The sequence below is a fragment of the Bradyrhizobium sp. BRP19 genome, from assembly GCF_020194195.1.
In the GTDB taxonomy this organism is placed as follows: Bacteria; Pseudomonadota; Alphaproteobacteria; order Rhizobiales; family Xanthobacteraceae; genus Bradyrhizobium; species Bradyrhizobium yuanmingense.
The window spans coordinates 812,813-829,545 of sequence record NZ_JADYVZ010000002.1; the positions used below are offsets into that span (position 1 = coordinate 812,813).

The following is a 16,733-nucleotide window of genomic DNA, read 5'->3' on the forward strand; positions in this document are numbered from 1 at the left end:
GGTCTTACAGCCCCGCTGCGGCCGGAATCGGCTGAGTCTTGCCGGCGCGCTCCTGCTTGAGCAGCTCCGCGACCAGGAACGCCATATCGATGGATTGCTCGGCGTTGAGGCGGGGATCGCAGACCGTGTGGTAGCGATCGTTGAGATCCTCATCCGTGATCGCGCGGGCGCCGCCGAGACATTCGGTGACGTCCTGGCCGGTCATCTCCAGATGCACGCCGCCGGCATGGGTGCCCTCGGCGGCGTGGACCGCGAAGAACGACTTGACCTCGGACAGGATGCGGTCGAACGGGCGAGTCTTGTAGCCGGACGTCGAGGTGATGGTGTTGCCGTGCATGGGATCGCAGGACCAGACCACCACCCGGCCCTCGCGCTTCACGGCGCGGACCATGTTCGGCAGATGCTCGCCGATCTTGTCGGAGCCGAAGCGGCCGATCAGCGTCAGCCGGCCCGGCTCGTTGTCGGGATTGAGCACGTCGATCAGCTTCAGCAGCTCGTCCACCTTGAGCGAGGGGCCGCACTTCAGCCCGATCGGATTCTTGATGCCGCGGAAATATTCGACATGGCCGTGATCGAGCTGGCGGGTGCGGTCGCCGATCCAGATCATGTGGCCCGAGGTCGCGTACCAGTCGCCGGTGGTGGAATCGACGCGGGTCATGGCCTGCTCGTAGCCGAGCAGCAGCGCCTCATGGCTGGTGTAGAAATCGGTGGCACGCAGCTCCGGATGGCTCTCGAGGTCGAGGCCGCAGGCGCGCATGAAGTTGAGCGCGTCCGAGATGCGGTCGGCCAGCTCCTTGTAGCGGCGTGACTGCGGGCTATCCTTGAGGAAACCCAGCATCCATTGATGCACGCTGCCGAGATTGGCGAAGCCGCCGGTGGCGAACGCGCGGAGCAGGTTCAGCGTCGCGGCGGACTGGCGATAGGCCATCAGCTGGCGCTGCGGATCGGGAATGCGCGCTTCGCTGGTGAAGGCGATGTCGTTGACGATGTCGCCGCGATAGCTCGGCAGCTCGACGCCATTCACCTTCTCGGTCCCCGACGAGCGCGGTTTGGCGAATTGGCCGGCGATGCGGCCGACCTTCACCACCGGCACCGCGCCGGCATAGGTCAGCACCACCGCCATCTGCAGCAGCACGCGGAAGAAGTCGCGGATGTTGTTGGCGCCGTGCTCGGCGAAGCTCTCGGCGCAGTCGCCGCCCTGCAGCAGGAAGGCCTCGCCGGCCGCAACGCGGCCCAAGGCCTTCTTCAGATTGCGCGCCTCGCCTGCGAACACCAGCGGCGGAAAGGTCGCAAGCTGCGCCTCGACGTCGGCCAGAGCCTTGGCGTCGGGATATTCGGGCACCTGTAGCACCGGCTTGCTGCGCCAGGACTCGGGCGTCCACCGCTCGGACATCGCAATCTCTCCGTGAAGCAAAAACCACAACCTGATCTAGGGGTTGCGAGGGCCGCCTTATACACAGGCCGGCCACGCCCCGCCAGTTGTAAATCCATTTCGCAGCGCAAACCCTTGCGGCCAAAGCCGAATTCGCATTTGCTTGGGCAGGCTTGAGGAATCCGACAGGACACCGACCGCCATGGGCGCGGCACTGGATGACGTTTTCATCGACGAGATCAGCTTCCCGGCAGCCGACGGCTATGCCCTGACCGGCACCCTGTTCCTGCCGCGCGGCGCCAAGCGCCATGCCGTCCTGATCAATTCGGCGACCGCCGTGCCGCGAAAGATCTATCGGGGCTTTGCCTCCTACCTCGCCCATCGCGGCTGCGCGGTGCTGACCTACGATTATCGCGGCATCGGCGATTCCCGCCTGCCGGCGATGGTCGGCTACAACCAGCGGAAATCGCTGGTCGGCTTCAAGGCCTCGATGTCGGACTGGGCGGCGCTCGACGTCACCGCCGCGGTCAGCTGGATGCGCGAGCGCTATCATGCCCTGCCGCTCGCCTATATCGGCCATTCCTTCGGCGGCCAGGCGCTCGGGCTGATCGCGAATAACAGCGATATCTCGCGCGCGGCCTTGGTGGCCTCGCAGGCCGCGACATGGCGGTTGATGACCTCGCCGGAAAAATACCGGGTCTACGCCTTCATGAATTTTGTCGGTGTGCCGCTGGTCAAAGCACTCGGTTACGCACCGGGCTGGGCCGGTATCGGCGAGGATTTGCCCAAGGGCGTCTTCCTGCAATGGACCGAATGGGTCTCGAGCCCGCGCTATCTGTTCGATTCAAAGCTGCCGGCACTCGAGAACTTCGCCAGGTTCAAGGGCGAGCTGCGCTCGCTATGTTTCTCCGACGATCCCTGGGCGACGCGGCCCGCGGTCGAGCTGCTCGCGAGCGGATTCACTGCGATCAAGCCGGAGGTGCTGATGGTCAAACCGTCCGACGTCGGCGCCAAGGGAATAGGCCATTTCGGCTTCTTCCGCCCCGAGCACCGCGACACGCTGTGGCGCGGCGTCGCGGAATGGATTCAGGGGGAATGAGGCTGCGTCAGCGGATGATCGTCGTCAGCGACGAGTAGCGCCGGTTCGGCTTGGCATCGCTAGGTGCGAACTGCGCGAAGGCGTCGCTGACGCGCACCGCCGGCGGCGTGTCGCTCGCGAACCGAAACTCCTTCGGCCGCGGTGCGTAGAAGCTTGCGCGGTAATAAGCGTCGTCGAAGCGCGCCTCGCCGACGCCGAACAATGCGTCACAGACCAGCAGGAGCGCGTAGACTCCCGCGACCGCTGCGACGATCTCCCTGAGAATTGTCATGCCGATGCCCTGCCCTTTGCGGGCAGGATGCAGATCGGTTCCAAAGGCCTGGTTTAAGGCGCCCGGCTTCTTGTCGGCAGCGTTTGCCGGCACTGAACCGATTGCAGACAATTTTATCGATTTCGAAAGAGAGCCCGCCCAACCGGACGATCAGGCGGGCTCCAGGATTGGCCGCTCGGGAGGTATTGGGCGGCCAGCTTATCAGCCGTGCTCGGCCGCCTTGCGATGGCCGCTCTCGCTGAGGCGGTCGACCCAGGCGATGCCGACCGCCGAGACGATGAAGGTCATATGAATCAGCACCTGCCACATTACCCCGCTCTCGGTGAAATTGCTGCGGGTCGTGCCGAGATTGCCGGCCTCGATGAAGGTCCTGAGCAGCGAGATCGAGGAGATGCCGATGATCGCCATTGCGAGCTTGATCTTGAGCACGCTGGCATTGACGTGACCGAGCCATTCCGGCTCGTCCGGATGGCCGCTGAGGTTCAGCCGGGAAACGAAGGTCTCGTATCCACCCACGATTACCATGATCAGAAGGTTCGAGATCATGACGACGTCAATCAGCCCGAGCACGACCAGCATGATCTGCTGCTCGCTGGCGTCGAACGAATGCAAGACGAGGTGCCAGAGCTCCTTCAGGAACAACAGCACATAGACGGACTGGGCGACAATGAGGCCAACATAGAGCGGCAGCTGCAGCCAGCGCGAGCCGAAGATCAGCTTCGGAAGCAGGCCGACCGGCGGCAACGGCGCGGCCCGCGCCGAAGGTGCTTTGGGTTCAGACGTCATTGATCACTCCGGACTGCGGTAGATTGTCGCCTCAGAGACTCGCAATCACCGGTGCAAGTTCCAGCGTGCCGCGATAGATCATCTCAAACGAGACGTAAAGGATGATGGCGAGGCCGACATAGGCCACCCAGCGCTGCTTCTGGAGCAAACGGCCAAGCAGATCCGCGGCAACGCCCATCATCCCAACCGACAAGAGCAGGCCGAAGGCCAGGATGTAGGGATGCTCCCGCGCGGCGCCCGCGACCGCGAGCACGTTGTCGAGCGACATCGACACGTCGGCGGCGACGATCTGCACCGCCGCTTGGCCGAAAGTCTTCTGCGTTACCGGCTGCTGTACCGGCGCAGCACCTGCGCCGTTACTATCGAATGCGAGTTCTTTCGAATGCGCGGCCTGCTCGCGCAGCTCGCGCCACATCTTCCAGCAGACCCAGAGCAGCAACACGCCGCCGGCGAGCAGAAGGCCGATCACTTGCAGAAGCTGGGTCGCAACGCCGGCGAAGGCGATACGCAGTGCGGTGGCAGCGGCGATACCGACGATGATGGCGCGGCGGCGCTGCTCGGCCGGCAGGCCGGCAGCCGCAAGGCCGATGACGACGGCATTGTCGCCGGCGAGCACGAGATCGATCAGGATGACTTGAAACAGCGCGGACAGCGCTTCGGCGGTGATGAGTTCAGTCATGATTGATCATTCCTAGAGGCAGACGGATCGAGCCAATGCGGCTTGCGCCGCTCGATCCAGTCGAAGACTTTTGAACGGGAGGAGCGCAGCGCAGGCACGTCCTCGGCGAGCAGAGCAAGGCCGAGCGGCAGCATCCAGACGCCGAGCACCGGGAGGATGGAGAGCACACCGCCGACGACCAGCAGCGTGCCCGAGGGGATCCTGACCCAGCGGCTGGACGGCTTGAGCAGATAGGTCAGGGTGTCGCTCATGCGCGGCGGCAGGCGGTCGACGAGCTTGGCCAGGCGCGGGTCTCCACCAGCGATCTGCTCGGTGTTCCCCTCGGTTTGCCTGGCGCGCTCGTTCGAAATCGTGCTCATGCTTACCCCTTCGAGGCGGCCTGCAGCTTGGGGCCCGGCGCACTCGCCCCGACCGGCTTCGCGCGCGGCAGCACCAGCGTCAGCAAGCGCAACAATTTAATCGCCTGGACTTCGTGGGGATGTACGTCCTCGTCTGCGGCAGCAACGCGCTCCGACAGCTCCACCAGATGCGACGACAGCGGCAGGTTCGAAACCGGTCGCAGCGTATCGATCACGACGTTGGCAAAATCCGGCTCTTCGAGCCGTTCGGCGAGTTCGTCGAACATCGCACGGAGCCGTTCGTCGCCGATGTGCGGCGCCAGCTTGCGGTCTCTGATGAAACGGATCACCTCGTCGCGTTCGACGGGTGAGACGCGCCGGTCAGCAACCGCTACCAGGGCGCCCACGATCACCACGGCCGCCGCGGCCTGCTCATTCGGGCTGGACGGTTCCGTGATCTCGATCGAATTTGAGGACTTGGTTCCGGACATCGTAGCTCCCTTAACTTGCGAAATAGCCGCACGGAGCTGCGATGGGGACGAATGGTCGGAGAAAACGAAACAGGGGGCCCGACAATCGGCCGATCCATCGCATTCGCGCGGGACTGGTCATCCGACATCGCGAGGTTTGCCGACGAACGTCGACGTCCTCGCCAGAGGGGCCCGGATTCTTGTTCGCTTCAGAATTATAGGTACGCCTGTCGGAATCAAGGCGGACCGGCTGCGACCAGCCGCCGCATCCGTTCGGCGTTGCGGGATCGGTCATGCAACCCTTTCGCAGCTGGAACCATGCGTCCGTGACAGGTGTTGATGCACCTCGCGACGCATCAAACCGCTTGGCAGGAACCCGCATGTGCCGCTGGATCGCATACCGGGGCGAAACCACCTCGTTCGAGCCTTATGTCACCGAACCCGAGCATTCGCTGATTGCGCAGAGCATCCGCTCGCTTCAGTCCACGGCGGGCTCGAACGGAGACGGCTTTGGTCTCGGCTGGTATGGCGAGCACCCCGAGCCGGGCCTTTATCGCGAGACGCGCCCGGCGTGGTCGGACGAAAACCTGCGCTACCTCTGCCGGCATCTGCACTCGCATCTGTTCTTCGCTCATGTGCGTGCCGCAACCGGCACGGCCGTGACGCGGCAGAATTGTCACCCCTTTGCCTGCGGGCACTGGATGTTCATGCACAACGGGTTCGTCGGCAGCTGGAATCGGCTGCGGCGCAAAGTCGAGGCGCTGATTCCCGATGCCTACTATCCGTCGCGGCTGGGCACGACGGATTCGGAAGCCGTGTTCCTGGCCATGATGGGGGCCGGTCTCGAGCACGATCCGCTCGGCGCGACACAGTCCGTGCTGCAATCGCTCCTCGGATTCGTCAATGAAGGCGGGCTTCGGGAGCGGCTGCGCTTTACCAGCGCGATTGCCAACGGCCGCGACCTCTACGCATTTCGGGTCTCGGTGAACGATGCCGCGAACACGCTCTACTTCCGCGAGGACGGCGGGCAAGTCATCGTCGTCTCCGAGCCGTTCGATAAGGAATCGGACTGGGCGGAAGTCCCGCCGAACCACGCCCTGATCGCGCGAGCGTCCGAAGCCGTCAAAATTGTTCCGTTCGACCCTGCAATTTCCAGTACATTGGGTGCGGAACCGGCCACAATCAGACGGATTATCGCCCGCAGGTAATGACCGCGCCGGTGGCCAATGACATTTGCTTCAGACGTTTCAAAGCTGCTGCGTCTTGCCCCCTCCGAGGACAAGCAGCATGTCGTCATCCGTTCTGCCGGCGGCGGCGGCAATCCGGCGGAATATTCCTTCGGCATCGAGGAGGAATACTTCCTCGCTGACCGCCGCAGCTTCGAGGTCGCGATCCGCACGCCCAACGAGCTGTTCGAATCGGCAAACTGGTCGACCGGCGGCCAGGCCATGCGCGAGATGCTGCAATCGCAGCTCGAGGTCGCAACCAACGTTCATGTCGACGTGAACGACGCGCGCGAGGAGCTGCGCTTCCTGCGACGCGAGGTCGCGAACGTCGCTGCGCAATACGGCTTCGTGATCATGGCCTGCGGCACGCACCCGAGCGCAGTCTGGCGCATGTCGCAGCCCAGCCCGAAACCGCGCTACGAGGAGATGATCGAGGATCTGCGCAGCATCGGCCACCGCAACATGATGTGCGGCATGCATGTGCACGTGCAGCTGCCGGATCCCGAGAAGCGCATGGCGGTGATGCGGGCCATGCTGCCGCATCTGCCGCTGTTCATCGCGCTGTCGACGTCCTCGCCGTTCTGGAATTCGCACAAGACCGGATTGAAGGGCTACCGCCTCGCGGCTTATTCCGAGCTGCCGCGCAGCGGCCTGCCCGAATTGTTCGAAGGCAAGCAGGATTTCGACGCTTATGTCGGCGCGTTGCAGCGCTCCGGCGTGATCCCGGACGAAAGCCACATCTGGTGGGCAATGCGCCCCTCCATGAACCATCCGACGCTGGAGCTTCGCGCGCCCGACACCTGCACCTTCGTCGACGACGCGGTTGCCATCGCCTCGCTCTACCGCTGCCTGACGCGGCATCTCTATCTGCGCCCTCAGCTGTCCCGGGAGGTCACTGCGGTCGAGCGCGCGATCGCGGTCGAGAACAAATGGCGCGCCCAGCGCTACGGCACCGACTGCATCTTCGCCTCCAAGGACGGGCCGGTGACGATCTCGGAGCTGCTCACCGGGGTGATCGACGACATTGCGGAGGACGCAGCCGCACTGCACTGCTCCGCCGAGATCGAACACTGCCGCACCATCGTCGCGCGCGGCAGCTCGGCGGAATTCCAGCTTCGCGCCTATCGCGAAAGCGGCGACGACATCGCAGCCGTGTCACAATGGATCGCTACCTCTACGCTGTCAGGAACGAGCGCGCCTGTGCATCGCAGCGCTCCTGCACCGTCATAGCGCCCGCGCAAGCTTGCGCGACGAAAATGCCATTCCTGAGTTACGGAGATCGTTGGAGAAGCGCATGAACCGCACCACACCCTGCCCCGGCTGCGGCCATGCGCTTGTCCCGATGCTGACGGCCCACGGCCACACGGAGCCGAGCTGCCTCTGGTGCGAAGGCTCCGACGCGCGCGCCACGGACATGGCGAAATGGGCAGGCAGCCCGTCCGGCAAGCCCGAGCCGGCGCTTCCGCGATCATTCGACTGGACCGTGCCGGGCGCCCGTCGCGGGGGCCGGCTGCATGCGCTTTTGCAGGGCATGCCGACAAATTAGACAAGACAAGCCGCTGCGCCCACTGACGGCTTGCCAGGACAGGTCGGGCGAGTTCGGCGCCACCTATTGTCTAACCTCAGGTGCAATCTCGATTATTTGCGCGTCGCGTGCAACCGGCGGACCAGCGCGCCGCATTGCGCTCCGGCTGGCCTGAAATTCGCAAGACAGCATCAGGCCAAGTCCCTGCCCGGCCACGATGAGGAGTGGCCAGTCACGTGCGCTCGGCTTCCGGGATGAATGGCCTCAGATCGGAGAATGCCATGAACGTGCATGCTGCCGGAGACATCAAATTCACCGGTCTCACCCGTCCGAACGGCGCGCCGCTGCGCCTCAACGATCAGGACTTCGTGGCGATCGATCGCGACAAGAATGCGAATTTCGAGGCGACCTACCGGCCGCAGGCGCTCTACAACCGCGCCAACGAAGGCTTCCACGCCAACAACGAAACCTTCCTGCTGCACGAGGTGGCCACCAATCTGCCGATCTACCGGCCCGACACCGGCCCTACCGACTTCCATTTGCATCTGCCGCCGGGCGGCTTTCAGCTCGTGCTGGTCACCTCGGGCGCGTTCACCTTCGACTATGACGGCCGCTGGTACAATGTCGGCCCGGGCGCGGTGATGCTCCAAAGCGCGATCGTGCATCGCCAGCTGTTCTACACGTGGTCGGGCCTGTCGACCGAAGAGAATTTGAAGACGCCGCAGACGGTGGTGCCCGATCCGATCTCGATGGGCTATTCCGGCAAGTTTCTCGAAGCCTTCATCACCGATCCCACCACCTTTCCGAACCCGACCATTGTCGGTCCGGATCAGATCAATGAGGACGAAACGCCGCGCGTGGCCTGGAGCCATCCGCTGCATGACCGCCCGGCCGATGCCGGCTTCTGGCTTCAGGATCCCCTCGCGCTCGACGCACTGTTCAAGCCGCTCACCGATGGTTCTGTCAGATCGGCGATGCCGGTTTACGTACGCGACATCGGCATCGAGATTCCGAGCGGGCATCTCGTCACCGGCCACATCATCGCGACCGACCCGCGTGGCCACGCACTCTTGCCAAAGAGCACGTCTGCCGCGGCGGACGCGACCCGCTTTGCCAAGGGCGAGGTCGTGATCTATCGCGTCATTCGCGGCACGGCCGAGTTCAAGAAGAAGTCCGGCGAGAGCTTTGAACTCTCTGCCGGCGACGTGGTGACGGCGGGCAAGGATTCCATCAGCCTGATCGGCGTCGGCGAAAACACGCAGGTCCTCCGCCTCGGCCTGCTCAAGGGCATGAACGAGCTGCGCAGCTGGACGGCGACACAGCGCGACGAGATCGACGGCCTCGCCAGTCAGATCATCACGCAAAAGGACGTGCGTCCCCTGCGCACCGAAGGCAAGCCGGTCGGATATCTGTACGGCTGAGGCTACTCCGCCGCCTGCCGCACGTGCCGTGCGGTCGGGGTGCGCATGGTGACGAGCTCTTCGGCCGCGGTCGGATGCAGTGCGATGGTCGCGTCGAAATCGGCCTTGGTCGCCTTCATCTTCACCGCGATCGCGACGGCTTGCGTGATCTCGGCGGCGGCATCGCCGACAATGTGACAGCCGAGCACGCGGTCGGTCGCGCCGTCGACCACGAGCTTCATCAGCACGCGGGTGTCGCGGCCGGACATCGTCGCCTTGATGGGCCGGAACGTCGTCTTGTAGATGTCGACGTGGCTGAATTGCGCGCGCGCCTCGGTTTCCGTCAGGCCGACAGTGCCGACCTCCGGCTGCGAGAACACAGCCGTCGGGATATTGGCGTGGTCGACCTGCACCTCGCGCTTGCCGAACACCGTGTCGGCGAAGGCATGGCCCTCGCGGATCGCGACCGGCGTCAGGTTGAAGCGGTGGGTAACGTCGCCGATGGCATAGATGCTGTCGACCGAGCTCTTGGAGAAATGGTCGACCGCGATGCCGCCGTTGGCGGGATTGATGGCGACGCCGGCATTCTCCAGGCCGAGATTGGCGACGTTCGGATGGCGGCCGATCGCGAACATCACCTGGTCGGAGGCGAGGCTCGAGCCGTTCGACAGATGCGTGGTGAAGTCCTCGCCGTGGCGGTCGACCTTGGTCACGGTGCAGCCGGTGAGGATGGTGATGCCATGCTTCTCCATCTCGGCGCGAACATGGGTCCGGACATCCTCGTCGAAGCCGCGAAGAATGTTTTCGCCGCGATAGATTACCGTCACATCGGAGCCGAAGCCGGCGAAGATGCCGGCGAATTCCAGCGCGATATAGCCGCCGCCCTGGATCACGATCCGCTTCGGCAGCCTCGCAAGATGAAACGCCTCGTTGGAGGAGATCACGTGCTCGATGCCGGGGATCGCCGCGCCATGGTTGGGCGCGCCGCCGGTGGCGATCAGGATGTACTTCGCCGTGACCTTCCTGTCGTTCTCGAGCAGGCGGACGGTGTGCTTGTCCTCGATCACCGCGCGGCTCTTGACGATCTGCGCGCCTGATTTCTCGACGTTGGCAGTGTAGGCCGCCTCCAGCCGCGCGATCTCCTTGTCCTTGTTGGCGATCAGCGTCGGCCAGTCGAAGCTGGCGGGCGGCACGGTCCAGCCGAAGCCGGCGGCGTCCTCGAGCTCGTGACGGACGTGCGAGCCGATCACGAACAGCTTCTTCGGCACACAGCCGCGGATCACGCAGGTGCCGCCCATGCGGTACTCTTCCGCGATCATGACGCGGGCGCCGTAGCCGGCCGCGATGCGGGCGGCACGGACGCCGCCCGAGCCGCCACCAATGACGAAGAGGTCGACGTCGAAATCAGCCATTATCCACTCCGACCCCTTATCAGGAACGACCTTTCAGATAGGTGCGCTCAGATCTCCTTGCCACGCTTGCGCATCTCGGCACGGAAGGCGCCCATCACGGTTTCCGAGAAGTTCTGGGCCCAGCTGTTCATGAACGCCATGCTCTGCCCGATCGCGCGCGGCTCGGCATCGATCAGCTTCTTGCCCAGCGGCGACTTGTAGAAGGTGACGAGGTCCTTCAGCTCCTGCTCGGTGAACTCGCTGGCATAAATCTGCGCCATGCCTTCGCCGATCTCGCTCTGGCGGCCGTTGAGCTGCTGGGCCACGATCGGGGCGACCTCGTTGAGGTCCTTCTGGTAATTCAGGTTCTGCTGGATCAGCGCGCCCTTGGTCTTCTCGACCATGCCCGGCACGGCGCCCGCATACATCCCGGCGGCGTTCTTGATCTGCAGAATTTCCTTCGCTGCCGCAATCGCCGCGGGCGACGCCTTCGGCAGGGCCGGCGCCGCGGGAGCCTTCTGGCCCGCCTGCTGCGCGGCGACCGGGGCGGCCGAAAGGGCCAATCCCGCAGCGAGAGCCGCAGCCGGCAAGATTTTCAACACGTTCTTCATTCCTGGTCTCCTTTCGGCTTGCGCCGTTCAATCACGCGGATTCCGCCGCCGCCCGCCAGAACGGCCGAGCTGGCCAAGCCGATGAACAGCCCGTGCTCGACCACACCGGGAATGGCGCTCAACGCCTTGGCGAGACCGGGGGGATCCGTAATACGTCCGAGCTGGGCATCGACGATCCAGTGGCCGCCATCGGTGACGAAAACGTGGCCGTCCTTGGCCCCGCCTTTGGCCTTGCGGACCGCCATTTGCCCGGAAACGCCGCATTCGGCAAATGCCTTTTCGATCGCGCGGCGCGTCGCACCGAGCCCGAACGGGATGACCTCGATCGGCAGCGGAAACTTGCCGAGCGTCGGCACCCATTTGCTGTCGTCGGCAATCACGATCATGCGGTCCGAGGCGGCCGCCACGATCTTCTCGCGCAACAGCGCGCCGCCGCCGCCCTTGATCAGATTGAGCTCGGGATCGATCTCGTCGGCGCCGTCGATCGTGAGGTCGAGATGGTCGATCTCGTCCAGCGTCGTCAGCTTGACGCCGCAGCGTTCCGCATCGGCCCGCGTCGCCTCGGAGGTCGGCACGCCGATCACCTTGAGCCCGGCGGCAACGCGTTCGCCGAGCAGCTCGACGAAGTGCTTGGCGGTCGAGCCGGTGCCAAGCCCGAGCTGCATGCCGTCGCGCACTTCCTCCAGCGCACGCGCCGCAGCCTGCCGCTTCAATTGGTCCATGGTCACGTGTGCGCCTGCCTTGTGAAGTCTCGGCCGATTCCGGCCGCTTTCGGGCGCCTATGTAGCCTCGTTTTTCCCAGGAGAACAGGGCCTGGAACAGGGTCTGGGAACAGGCCTATAAGGTGATCTTATGGGCCCGCCCCTTGCGCGGATAGGACCGGGCCGGTAGCGCTTGGGAATCATGACCTCCTTCAAGACGACTTCCCCTCACACCATCGTCTTCGATCTCGACGGCACGCTGGTGGATACGGCACCCGACCTGATCACGGCACTGAATTACGTGCTCGACCGCGAAGGCCTGCCGCCGGTGCCGATGGCCTCGGCCCGCAACATGATCGGCGCCGGTGCCCGCAAGTTGATCGAGCGGGGGCTGGAAGCGGAGGGCCGCACCGTCACGCCCGCGGACATGGACCGGATGACTGCGGATTTCATCGCGTACTATGCCGACCATATCGCGGTGGAATCCCGCCCCTTCGAGGGTCTCGAGGCCGCGCTCGACCAGTTTTCGGCGCAAGGCCACCGCCTCGCGGTCTGCACCAACAAGCTGGAATGGCTGTCGAAGCGCCTGCTGGACCAGCTCGACCTCAGCCGCCGCTTCGCGGCGATCTGCGGCGCGGACACTTTTGGCGTCCAGAAGCCCGATCCGACTATTTTTCGGGAGACGGTGGCCCGGGCCGGCGGCGACGTGAAGGCCAGCATCATGGTCGGCGATGCCGGAACCGATGTCGGTGTCGCCCGGCGGGCCGGCGTGCCCGTGATCGCGGTCAGCTTCGGCTACACCGACGTGCCGATCGCCGAGCTGAAGCCGGACCGCCTGATCCACCACATGCGCGACCTGCCGGCGGCCGCGATCAGCCTGATGACGGCAAGCAAAACAGCAACGCTTTGATAGGATTGCCATTTTCGCCGCCCCACATCCCGAATGGATGCATAGAGGGCTGACTTCACCGGCGCCGCGGGCGTTGCCGGCCGTACGCGGAACCCAGCTGCGAGCCCACCGAACGAGCCGAAATCCCGCGCCGAGGGGGTCACATGCGTCAGTGCTGCACTCACGTATACCACCCGATTGTCCTTGCCGCGTCCGATGCTTAGATTGCGTCGACCGCACCGCTGCAGCAAAGGTGCGCCCGTCGCCATAAGTGAAGGCCTCTCGCATGACCGGATCCGCCGCATTGTCGACCCCGATGACCGATCCGTTCGGGCGGACCATCACCTACTTGCGCGTCTCCGTCACCGACCGCTGCGACCTGCGCTGCTTCTACTGTATGTCCGAAGACATGACGTTCCTGCCCAAGGCGGACCTGCTGACGCTGGAGGAGCTCGATCGGCTCTGTACGGCCTTCATCGCCAAGGGCGTGAAGAAGCTGCGCCTCACCGGCGGCGAGCCCTTGGTCCGCCGCAATGTGATGTCGCTGGTGCGCTCGTTGTCGCGGCATCTGTCGAGCGGCGCGTTGAGCGAGCTGACGCTGACCACCAACGGCACCCAGCTTGCGAAGCACGCGCGGGAGCTCGCCGATTGCGGCGTCCGCCGCATCAACGTCTCGCTCGACACCCTCGATCCCAAGAAGTTTCGCGAGATCACCCGCTGGGGCGAGATCGACAAGGTGCTGGAGGGCATCGAGGCCGCGCGCGCCGCAGGGCTCGCCGTGAAGATCAACGCCGTGGCGCTGAAGAACCTCAACGAGGACGAGCTGCCTTCGCTGATGCGCTGGGCCCACGGCAAGGGCATGGGCCTGACGCTGATCGAGGTGATGCCGATGGGCGAGATCGGATCGGGCCGCATTGACCAATATCTGCCGCTGTCGCTGGTGCGCGCCCGCCTCGCCCAGCAGTTCACGCTGACGGATCTGGCCGAGAGCACCGGCGGTCCGGCCCGCTATGTCGGCGTCGCCGAGACCGGCGGCAAGCTCGGCTTCATCACGCCGATGACCCATAATTTCTGCGAATCCTGTAATCGGGTACGCATCACCTGCACCGGAACGCTGCACACCTGCCTCGGCCACGAGGATGCCTCCGATTTGCGCAAACCTCTGCGTGCATCGAGCGACGATCTATTGCTTGCGGATGCGATCGACCGCGCCATCGGGCTGAAGCCCAAGGGCCACGATTTCATCATCGACCGCCGCCACGACCGGCCCAGCGTCAGCAGGCACATGAGCGTCACCGGCGGCTAACTCCGTATAGTTGCGGCCCTATTCCCCTTAACTATCAACAAACTTCCGATTGACTGACGGCACGCCCGCTGGTTTGGTGCGGCGGCCTCATGCCTGCGCGGCGAGATAAGCCACGCGCCATCTCGGCGCAGTCAAGACGGCCGGGGCACAATCGGGGGAGGACCTATCGTTGCAAGCGCTCCTTAAGCTGAGCAGCAGGATCGACGCGTTCACGCGCTGGACCGGCAAACGTATTGCGTGGCTGATCGTGCTCGCCGTTGTCATTTCGGCGGTCAACGCGATCATCCGCAAGACGTTCGACACCTCGTCCAATTCGTGGCTCGAGCTGCAATGGGTGCTGTTCAGCATCGTCTTCCTGCTCTGTTCGCCGTGGACGCTGCTCGACAATGAGCACATCCGCATCGACATCGTAAGCAACACGATGCCCAAGAAGGCGCGCAACGTCATCGACATCGTCGGTCACGTGTTCTTCCTCATTCCGATCTGCATCGTCATGATCGTCACGGGCGTGCCGTTCTTCCTGCGCTCCTTCCAGATCAACGAGCAATCCGGCAATGCCGGCGGCCTGCCGCAATGGCCCGCCAAAGCCCTGATCATGGTGGGGTTCGCCTTCCTTCTGGTCCAAGGCATTTCCGAGCTGATCAAGCGGATCGCGGTGATGCGCGGCTTGATACCGGACCCGCACGAATCGCAGGTGTCGGCGCTCGAAGCGGAAGTCGAGCATCTCGTTGAAGCGATCGAGAAGAAGTAGCCGTTGGCGACGGTGTAGGGGGAATCCATGACCGCATTCATCATCGCCAATATGGCGCCCATCATGTTCGTATCGCTGGTCGTCATGCTGCTGCTCGGCTATCCGGCGGCATTCTCGCTCGGCGCCGTCGGCCTGTTCTTCGCCATCATCGGCGTCGAGCTCGGCCAGTTTCACCCCGACTTCCTCCAGGCCTTGCCGGAGCGCGTCTATGGCGTGATGAACAACGACACGCTGCTCGCGATCCCCTTCTTCACCTTCATGGGATTGGTGCTGGAGCGGTCGGGCATGGCCGAGGACCTGCTCGACACGATCGGCCAGCTGTTCGGCACGATCCGCGGCGGCCTCGCCTATGCCGTGATCTTCGTCGGCGCGCTGCTCGCTGCGACCACCGGCGTGGTCGCGGCGTCCGTGATCTCGATGGGCCTGATCTCGCTGCCGATCATGCTGCGCTATGGCTATGATCGCCGCGTGGCCGCCGGCGTCATCGCCGCCTCCGGCACGCTCGCGCAAATCATTCCGCCCTCCCTCGTCCTGATCGTGATGGCCGACCAGCTCGGCAAGTCCGTCGGCGACATGTACGAAGGCGCCTTCATCCCGGGCCTCGTGCTTGCCGCCCTCTACGCCGGATACGCTTTCCTCGTCAGCATGATCTGGCCGAAGGCGACGCCCGGCCTGCCGAAGGACGCCATCGGCTTCCGCGAAGAGAACGGCGATCGCGGCCTTGTATCGCTCGGTGTGCTGTTCCTCGCGAGCTGCGCATTCGGATGGCTCATGATGCGCAATTCCAGCACTCGTGGCGCCGATTACGTGGTGCTCAGCATGTTCTACGGCATCATCTTCGCATTCGCCGTCGCCGTGCTGAACTGGGTGGTGGATAAGCTGACCGGATTCCGTTTCCTCTCGAAGATGGCGCAGCAGACCACCTTCGTGATGGTGCCGCCGCTGTTCCTGATCTTCCTGGTGCTGGGCACGATCTTCATCGGCATCGCCACGCCGACCGAAGGCGGTGCGATGGGTGCCGCCGGCGCCCTCATTCTCGGTGCCGTGAAGCGGCGGCTGAGCTGGGACCTGATCCGGCAGGCCACGGAATCGACCGCCAAGCTGTCGGCCTTCGTCGTGTTCATCCTGGTCGGCGCCCGCATCTTTTCGCTCACCTTTTACGGGGTCAACGGTCACGTCTGGGTCGAGCACCTGCTCACATCGCTGCCGGGCGGCCAGATCGGCTTCCTGATCTTCGTCAACGCGCTCGTATTCGTACTGGCCTTCTTCCTCGACTTCTTCGAGCTGGCCTTCATCGTGATCCCGCTACTGGGACCGGCCGCCGAGAAGCTCGGCATCGACCTGATCTGGTTCGGCGTCATTCTCGGCGTCAATATGCAGACCTCGTTCATGCACCCGCCGTTCGGATTCGCGCTGTTCTATCTCCGGTCCGTCGCGCCGAAGGAGCGATACACCGATCGGGTCACTGGCAAGCGGATGGACCCCGTCACCACCGGCCAGATCTATTGGGGTGCGGTGCCCTTCGTCGTCATCCAGATCATCATGGTCGGCCTCGTGATCGCGTTCCCGTCGATGGTGATGCACTACAAGGGCGTGCAGACGAACATCGATCCCAGCACGATCAAGATCGAGGTGCCGCAGATCGAGCTGCCTCCGCTGGATCTCGGCCCTCCGCAGAAGTAGTGCGACAACTGGTTCTAGGCGCGAGCGCCCACACCCTCTTCCCTTCTCCCCTTGTGGGAGAAGGTGGCGCGAACGCAGTTCGCGCCGGATGAGGGGTTTCTCTCCGCGCATTTTACTCGCCGTCGGACTCGCGGAGACAACCCCTCACCCGGCTTCGCTATCGCGAAGCCGCCCTCTCCCACCAGGGGAGAGGGTGCAGCACGGCCGCGTGACAAGCGCCGCGAACACAGGCATA

Annotated in this window: 18 protein-coding genes; 9 read left to right on the forward strand and 9 right to left on the reverse strand. The window is 64.3% G+C overall.

The annotated features are described in order from the left end of the window. Positions 1–4: 4 nt before the first annotated feature. The gene (locus I6F36_RS09720) at positions 5–1,393 is read right to left on the reverse strand and encodes a class II 3-deoxy-7-phosphoheptulonate synthase (RefSeq protein ID WP_225171341.1); all 1,389 of its coding nucleotides are present in this window, start codon (positions 1,391–1,393) and stop codon (positions 5–7) included. A gap of 181 nt (positions 1,394–1,574) precedes the next feature. Here I6F36_RS09720 and I6F36_RS09725 point away from each other — a divergent pair, with 181 nt between their 5' ends. Then, the gene (locus I6F36_RS09725; RefSeq protein ID WP_225171342.1) at positions 1,575–2,471 is read left to right on the forward strand and encodes an alpha/beta fold hydrolase; all 897 of its coding nucleotides are present in this window, start codon (positions 1,575–1,577) and stop codon (positions 2,469–2,471) included. Positions 2,472–2,478: 7 nt separating this feature from the next. Here I6F36_RS09725 and I6F36_RS09730 read toward each other — a convergent pair whose 3' ends face one another. From I6F36_RS09730 to I6F36_RS09750, 5 genes are all read right to left on the reverse strand, one after another. Next, a complete protein-coding gene (locus I6F36_RS09730; RefSeq protein ID WP_036001521.1) occupies positions 2,479–2,742 on the reverse strand; it encodes a hypothetical protein in 264 nt (87 codons plus the stop codon). 201 nt (positions 2,743–2,943) lie between these two features. Next, entirely contained in the window at positions 2,944–3,528 is a 585-nt protein-coding gene (locus I6F36_RS09735; RefSeq protein WP_036022249.1) for a TIGR00645 family protein, read from the reverse strand. Positions 3,529–3,559: 31 nt separating this feature from the next. After that, positions 3,560–4,207, reverse strand: coding sequence for a TerC family protein (locus tag I6F36_RS09740; RefSeq protein WP_036022248.1), 648 nt, complete (start codon positions 4,205–4,207; stop codon positions 3,560–3,562). Further along, the gene (locus I6F36_RS09745; RefSeq protein ID WP_036022245.1) at positions 4,204–4,566 is read right to left on the reverse strand and encodes a hypothetical protein; all 363 of its coding nucleotides are present in this window, start codon (positions 4,564–4,566) and stop codon (positions 4,204–4,206) included. The genes I6F36_RS09740 and I6F36_RS09745 overlap by 4 nt, the downstream gene beginning before the upstream one ends. A gap of 2 nt (positions 4,567–4,568) precedes the next feature. After that, positions 4,569–5,036, reverse strand: a complete 468-nt coding sequence (locus tag I6F36_RS09750; protein WP_225171343.1) for a TerB family tellurite resistance protein — start codon at positions 5,034–5,036, stop codon at positions 4,569–4,571. Positions 5,037–5,395: 359 nt separating this feature from the next. On the opposite strand from I6F36_RS09750, the gene I6F36_RS09755 reads away from it, so the two are divergent. The 4 genes from I6F36_RS09755 to I6F36_RS09770 all read left to right on the forward strand — a co-directional run bounded on the left by I6F36_RS09755 (position 5,396) and on the right by I6F36_RS09770 (position 9,187). After that, the gene (locus I6F36_RS09755; RefSeq protein ID WP_225112816.1) at positions 5,396–6,223 is read left to right on the forward strand and encodes a class II glutamine amidotransferase; all 828 of its coding nucleotides are present in this window, start codon (positions 5,396–5,398) and stop codon (positions 6,221–6,223) included. An 18-nt stretch (positions 6,224–6,241) separates the two neighbouring features. Further along, positions 6,242–7,471: a carboxylate-amine ligase gene (locus tag I6F36_RS09760; protein WP_225171344.1), complete on the forward strand. Its 1,230-nt coding sequence runs from the start codon at positions 6,242–6,244 to the stop codon at positions 7,469–7,471. 64 nt (positions 7,472–7,535) lie between these two features. Further along, positions 7,536–7,787 carry a hypothetical protein gene (locus I6F36_RS09765; RefSeq protein ID WP_225171345.1) on the forward strand — a complete coding sequence of 84 codons (252 nt, stop codon included), beginning with the start codon at positions 7,536–7,538 and terminating at the stop codon, positions 7,785–7,787. Positions 7,788–8,047: 260 nt separating this feature from the next. Next, the gene (locus tag I6F36_RS09770) at positions 8,048–9,187 is read left to right on the forward strand and encodes a glucuronate isomerase (RefSeq protein ID WP_225171346.1); all 1,140 of its coding nucleotides are present in this window, start codon (positions 8,048–8,050) and stop codon (positions 9,185–9,187) included. A gap of 2 nt (positions 9,188–9,189) precedes the next feature. Here the strand turns inward: I6F36_RS09770 and gor are convergent, their stop codons facing one another. The 3 genes from gor to rpiA are packed head-to-tail and all read right to left on the reverse strand — an operon-like array spanning position 9,190 to position 11,896. After that, positions 9,190–10,578 (reverse strand): glutathione-disulfide reductase, encoded by a 1,389-nt coding sequence (gene gor, locus I6F36_RS09775; RefSeq protein WP_225125865.1) that lies wholly within the window; start codon positions 10,576–10,578, stop codon positions 9,190–9,192. Positions 10,579–10,625: 47 nt separating this feature from the next. Next, complete coding sequence (locus I6F36_RS09780) at positions 10,626–11,168, reverse strand: DUF2059 domain-containing protein (RefSeq protein WP_036022233.1); 543 nt, start codon at positions 11,166–11,168, stop codon at positions 10,626–10,628. Continuing rightward, the gene (rpiA, locus tag I6F36_RS09785) at positions 11,165–11,896 is read right to left on the reverse strand and encodes a ribose-5-phosphate isomerase RpiA (RefSeq protein WP_225142766.1); all 732 of its coding nucleotides are present in this window, start codon (positions 11,894–11,896) and stop codon (positions 11,165–11,167) included. The genes I6F36_RS09780 and rpiA overlap by 4 nt, the downstream gene beginning before the upstream one ends. Positions 11,897–12,071: 175 nt before the next feature. Here rpiA and I6F36_RS09790 point away from each other — a divergent pair, with 175 nt between their 5' ends. The 4 genes from I6F36_RS09790 to I6F36_RS09805 all read left to right on the forward strand — a co-directional run bounded on the left by I6F36_RS09790 (position 12,072) and on the right by I6F36_RS09805 (position 16,498). Then, entirely contained in the window at positions 12,072–12,779 is a 708-nt protein-coding gene (locus tag I6F36_RS09790; protein ID WP_225142764.1) for an HAD family hydrolase, read from the forward strand. 265 nt (positions 12,780–13,044) lie between these two features. Continuing rightward, the gene (moaA, locus tag I6F36_RS09795; protein ID WP_036001562.1) at positions 13,045–14,064 is read left to right on the forward strand and encodes a GTP 3',8-cyclase MoaA; all 1,020 of its coding nucleotides are present in this window, start codon (positions 13,045–13,047) and stop codon (positions 14,062–14,064) included. Positions 14,065–14,233: 169 nt separating this feature from the next. Beyond that, positions 14,234–14,815 (forward strand): TRAP transporter small permease subunit, encoded by a 582-nt coding sequence (locus I6F36_RS09800; protein WP_036001566.1) that lies wholly within the window; start codon positions 14,234–14,236, stop codon positions 14,813–14,815. 27 nt (positions 14,816–14,842) lie between these two features. After that, positions 14,843–16,498, forward strand: a complete 1,656-nt coding sequence (locus tag I6F36_RS09805; RefSeq protein ID WP_036001569.1) for a TRAP transporter large permease subunit — start codon at positions 14,843–14,845, stop codon at positions 16,496–16,498. The last annotated feature ends 235 nt before the right edge of the window (positions 16,499–16,733 follow it).